The 5,089-nt window shown below is 49.3% G+C and carries 3 protein-coding genes; all 3 read right to left on the bottom strand.

The features are described 5' to 3' along the window. Positions 1-95 precede the first annotated feature (95 nt). The 3 genes from C5S62_RS10905 to dxs all read right to left on the bottom strand — a co-directional run bounded on the left by C5S62_RS10905 (position 96) and on the right by dxs (position 4,925). Positions 96-1,553 (bottom strand): TrkH family potassium uptake protein, encoded by a 1,458-nt coding sequence (locus C5S62_RS10905; RefSeq protein WP_104405409.1) that lies wholly within the window; start codon positions 1,551-1,553, stop codon positions 96-98. Between the two features lie 89 nt (positions 1,554-1,642). Then, the gene (gene trkA / locus C5S62_RS10900; RefSeq protein WP_104405408.1) at positions 1,643-2,986 is read right to left on the bottom strand and encodes a Trk system potassium transporter TrkA; all 1,344 of its coding nucleotides are present in this window, start codon (positions 2,984-2,986) and stop codon (positions 1,643-1,645) included. Positions 2,987-3,008: 22 nt separating this feature from the next. Next, positions 3,009-4,925, bottom strand: coding sequence for a 1-deoxy-D-xylulose-5-phosphate synthase (dxs, locus tag C5S62_RS10895; protein WP_104405407.1), 1,917 nt, complete (start codon positions 4,923-4,925; stop codon positions 3,009-3,011). Between the last annotated feature and the right edge of the window lie 164 nt (positions 4,926-5,089).

The raw sequence follows: 5,089 nt of genomic DNA, 5'->3' as shown, positions 1-5,089 counted from the left end.
TTAACACGTTAAAAGGTAACGGAAAGTTAAATATGTTAAAGCCGGAACCTCTCTCTCCACTTAGAAACAGGCTGGCGGCTTAGCCTGAGCCAACCTCAGTTGTCACGCCAAAAGGCGGGAATAAAAGGCAACAGCAGTGAGAATATCTCGAGGCGTCCGGCCAACATGAGGAAGGAATTGATCCAGAGCACACTGTCTGGCAACATGTTCCAAGCATCCAAAGGTCCTACCAGATGGCCGATGGAAGGTCCGGCATTGGCAAACGAGGCGATGCCCAGACTGAAAGAATCGAGCAAAGGAATACCCATACACGACATAACAACGGCAGCACCGAAAATCAGCACGAAAAACGCCACAAAATAGGCAAAGATGGTATGTCCCACATCTTCGCCGATAGTTATCCGGTTTATGCGGATGGGCATGACGGCACGCGGATGGAGGATATGGCGGAACTCATTGGCCATCATTTTATAAGCCGTCATCACACGGATACATTTGATGCCGCCACTGGTGGAACCTGCACAACTACCCACGGCTGTGACAAAAAACATCATAAGGTAGGTGGACGGGTGCCACTCCATGAAATCGTGGGAGGTAAAGCCGGTGGTGGACTGCAGCGACATGACATGGAACGCGGCATAGCGGAAAGAATCCGCCAAATCGAAATCGGACGTCATGTAAAGCGCTGCCGTCACATAGACGATGACAAAAGAACAGATGGCAATGAAACAACGCAGTTCGCCATCGCGCCATACATCGCGCCAGTGACGCTTGATGAAGAAAAGGTAAAGCAGTGTGAAATTAATGGAGGCCAGAAACATGAATATCAGCTCCACATACTCAATGAGCGGCGAACGGAACCATCCGACACTATCGGTATGAGTGGAAAATCCGCCGGTTGCCACAGTGGACATTCCGTGATTGACAGCATCGAAGAGGCTCATGCCGCAAAGATAGAGCGCAGCGGTACAAGCGACTGTCAGAAACAGGTATACTCCCCACAGCCAACGTGCCGTCGTACTGATGCGTGGATGAAGCTTGCCGGTTTTCAGACCGGTGGCTTCGGCTGAAAAAAGTTTCAAATCACCCGTACCCATTGTAGGCAACACGGCTATGGTGAAAAAGACAATGCCCATACCGCCGAACCAATGTGTCAGGCTACGCCAGAACAATATGGATTTGGGAAGCGCGTCGACATCCGTAAATATAGTGGAACCGGTCGTACTGAAACCCGACATGCTCTCGAAAAAAGCGGCGGCCACACGCGTCTCGTGACCACCGATGAGAAAAGGCAGCATACCTATGGCGGAAAATATTATCCACGAAAGCGAAACACTCAGAAAACCGTCACGGCGACTCATACGGTTTTCGGCATGGCGGCCAAACATTTTGAAAGTTATGCCCAAAAACAAGGCGCAAAGGGCAGGTACGCCGAAACTCAGATAATCGTGCTCACCATAAAACAACCCCAATCCCAGACAACCCGACAACAACAGAACTTCAAGGAAAAGCAAAGAGCCAAGTACCTTTAATATTATCTTTGCGTTAATCATTATCTTCCCGTAATAACTTTTTTTCTCCGACAACAGGTGTCCGCTTTTCCGGCGGTGGCCTTTCACTGCCGGCACACATCATAAAACTCTCACTTGAAATACTTCTCCAGCCGCTTCACCGCATTTTCCAGACAGAAAGCCACAACCGTATCGCCAGGAAGTATCTGCGTCATGCCGTTGATCAATATGCCATGCCCGTTGCGCACCAGTCCGCCAAGCGTAACCGTAGGAGGCAAATCCAGATCTTTCACAGCCTTGCGGGTGATACGGGAATTTTCCTTTACCACAAACTCAGCCACATCGGCATTAGCCACCGTCAGACTCTTCATGGTGGTCACATCAGCCTTAAGCATCATCTGATAGATATGGCTGGCGGCAAACATCTTCTTATTTATTATCGAACCGATGTCCAGGCTCTCGGCCATGCCGATATAGTCGATATTTTCGACCATAGCCACTGTCTTCCTGACACCCATACGCTTAGCCGCCAGACAGGCCAGGATATTGGCTTCGGAATTATCCGTCAAAGCGGCAAATGCCTCCACGTTCCTGATACCTTCTTCCTCAAGAAGATCCATATCGCGGCCATCGCCATGGAAAACAAGCACGCCACGCCTTTCAATTATCTCATTGAGCCGTTCGCAACGGCGCACATCCGTTTCGAAAACCTTGGCATGCATATATTCCGGCATATTCCAAAGTGCCTGCACCGATGTACTGCCACCTCCCATAACAAAGATATTCTTTACCTCCGGATAGTCTTTCTTTCCGGCTATTTCCTGAATATGGGCTACATAAGGACGCGTTGTCATAAAATACACCACATCACCGGCAACAATTTCATCGTTGCCGTGAGGAATCAAGGTTTCCTGACGCCGCTTGATAGCGACAATGTGATAAGGGGCATCCGGACCACAAAGGTCACGCAACGGGATATTAAGAATATCGGCACTGGCACGCACTTTGACCCCCAACATTATCAAAGCGCCGTTCTGCACTTCAAGCCACTGGCGCACCCAACTATACCTGATATTGTGCATAATCTCAACACCGGCCAGCATTTCAGGATAAATAATAGAATCAATGCCTACACCCTTAAAGAAATCGCGGTGCTCCGGTCGCGTATATTCATAATTATCGACCCGCGCCACGGTTTTTCTGGCTCCCAGCTTAGAAGCCAGCATACAACTGGTCATGTTATGTGCCTCGTCAGGAGTCACACCGATAAAAAGATCGGCCTTCCCTACCTCTGCTTCCTTGAGCGCCTCAATGGAGGACGGCGAGGCACAAACGGTCAGTAATTCAAAATTCGAACCAATACCTTCCAGGCGTTCGGCATCGTCATCGATGAGCGTAATATCGTGGCGCTCCTTCGAAAAAAGTTTTGCCAGATGCGTGCCCACGGCACCCGCACCGGCTATGATAATTTTCATATCTGAGAATTTGCTTTGTTCATTAAGAAACAGTTGCCCCGTTTCTTGCGGTCAATACTTTCCTGATGCTTTCCTTATCAAGTCCGACAATCCGGTAGAGTTCGCCCACTGCGCCGTGTTCCACAAAATTATCGGGAATGCCCAGGCGCACAATGTCCGGACGATAGCTGTGATCGTTCATCCACTCAAGAACAGCACTTCCCATACCACCAAACCGCACTCCGTCTTCCACCGTTACAATACGCTTGAAACGGCGTCCCACCTCGTGAAGTAATGATTCGTCCAGCGGTTTGAGAAAGCGCAAGTCGTAATGAGCGACAGACAGTGAAGTCCCAGCTTCGGCTTCGCGTATGGCTTCGGCAGCCGTCACGCCAATAGGTCCGATGGAGATAACAGCCAGATCTTTCCCATCCTTTAGTTGCCGGCCGCGACCTACGGGAATTTCCTCCAACGGACAGCGCCAATCAGCCAGCCGGCCGCGGCCGCGAGGATAGCGAATAACGAAAGTTCCCTTATCGGGTAACTGTGCGGTGTACATCAGCCGGCGTAATTCATGCTCATCGAGAGGGGAAGCAATCGTCAAATTGGGAATAGGCCGCAAAGCAGCCAAATCAAACACACCATGATGTGTTGGGCCGTCTTCGCCAACCAGTCCGGCACGGTCAAGGCAAAGCACCACGGGTAGGGACAGCAAAGCTGCATCGTGAATAATATTGTCATAAGCCCGCTGGGCAAACGAGGAATAAATATTACAGAAAGGCAGCAGTCCTTCTTTGGCCATACCTGCTGAAAAGGTTACGGCATGCCCTTCGGCAATGCCAACATCATAGGCACGTCCCGGCATGGATTTCATCAGGATGTTCATAGAACAACCACTGGGCATTGCCGGCGTAACACCCACAATACGCTCATTGGCAACCGCCAGTTCAAGAAGGGTTTCTCCAAACACATCCTGAAATTTAGGCGGACAGCCTCTCGGAGTTTCTTCTATACGCTCGCCGGTCTCTTTGTCAAACAGCCCTGGTGCATGCCACTCCGTGGCAGCTATCTCGGCAGGTTTGAAACCTTTGCCCTTCACGGTATGAAGATGAAGAAGTTTTGGACCTCTCATTTCTTTTATTTCACGCAAAACGCGCACCAGTTCCTTAACGTTATGTCCATCCGTTGGCCCGAAATAGCGGATGTTCATACCCTCAAAAATATTTTGCTGGTTGGTCAGCAACGATTTCACGGAATTATTGAAACGCAAAATGCGACGACGACGATTTTCATTGAGCAGTCCCCATTTTGAGAGACACCTTGACAAGCGGAAGCGCAAACGGTTATAAAACGAACTGGTATGCAGATGCATCAGATAGTTTTTCATCCCTCCAACAGCTCTGTCTATGCTCATATTGTTGTCATTGAGAATGATGAGCATATTGTTAGGCGTATCCGACACGTTGTTCAGTCCCTCAAAAGCCAAACCGCCACTCATGGCACCATCACCTATGACGGCTACGACATGACGGTTTTCATCGCCTTGTTTGAGCGATGCGAGCGACATACCCAAAGCTGCTGATATGGAGTTGGAGGCATGGCCACATGCAAAGGTATCGTAATCACTTTCCAAAGGCGATGGAAAAGGGCGGATGCCACCTAGTTTACGGTTAGTAGAAAAAGCATCGCGGCGTCCCGTCAGGATTTTATGACCATAAGCCTGATGCCCTACATCCCACACAATGCGGTCGTAAGGTGTATCAAAAACGTAGTGTAAGGCCACCGTCAGTTCCACCGTTCCCAAACTTGAAGCAAAGTGACCGGGGTTATCGGCCAGTTCATCTATGATGTCTTCGCGCAAACTCTCACATATTTGAGGAAGACATTCTTCCGAAAATTCGCGCAAATCCTGCGGAGAATCGATGTCACTCAGATATTTGTAATGCTTTTTTATATTCATCACCAACACTTTAGACTATGCCAGCCGATTGCAAGACACACGGCGGCAGGGCAAAATTAGCATAAAATCGGAGAACGGCCCCTTTTTTCTATAAAAACTTATCAGAGGCATAGTGCTTTCACTACCGTTTTCCCACGAATAAAAAACGCCGCATACTCCCTTCT

It is taken from the genome of Prevotella sp. MGM2 (assembly GCF_002933955.1).
Taxonomy (GTDB): domain Bacteria; phylum Bacteroidota; class Bacteroidia; order Bacteroidales; family Bacteroidaceae; genus Alloprevotella.
Note: the sequence above shows the minus strand (reverse complement) of the source record. Positions and strands in the feature narration are given on the sequence as shown.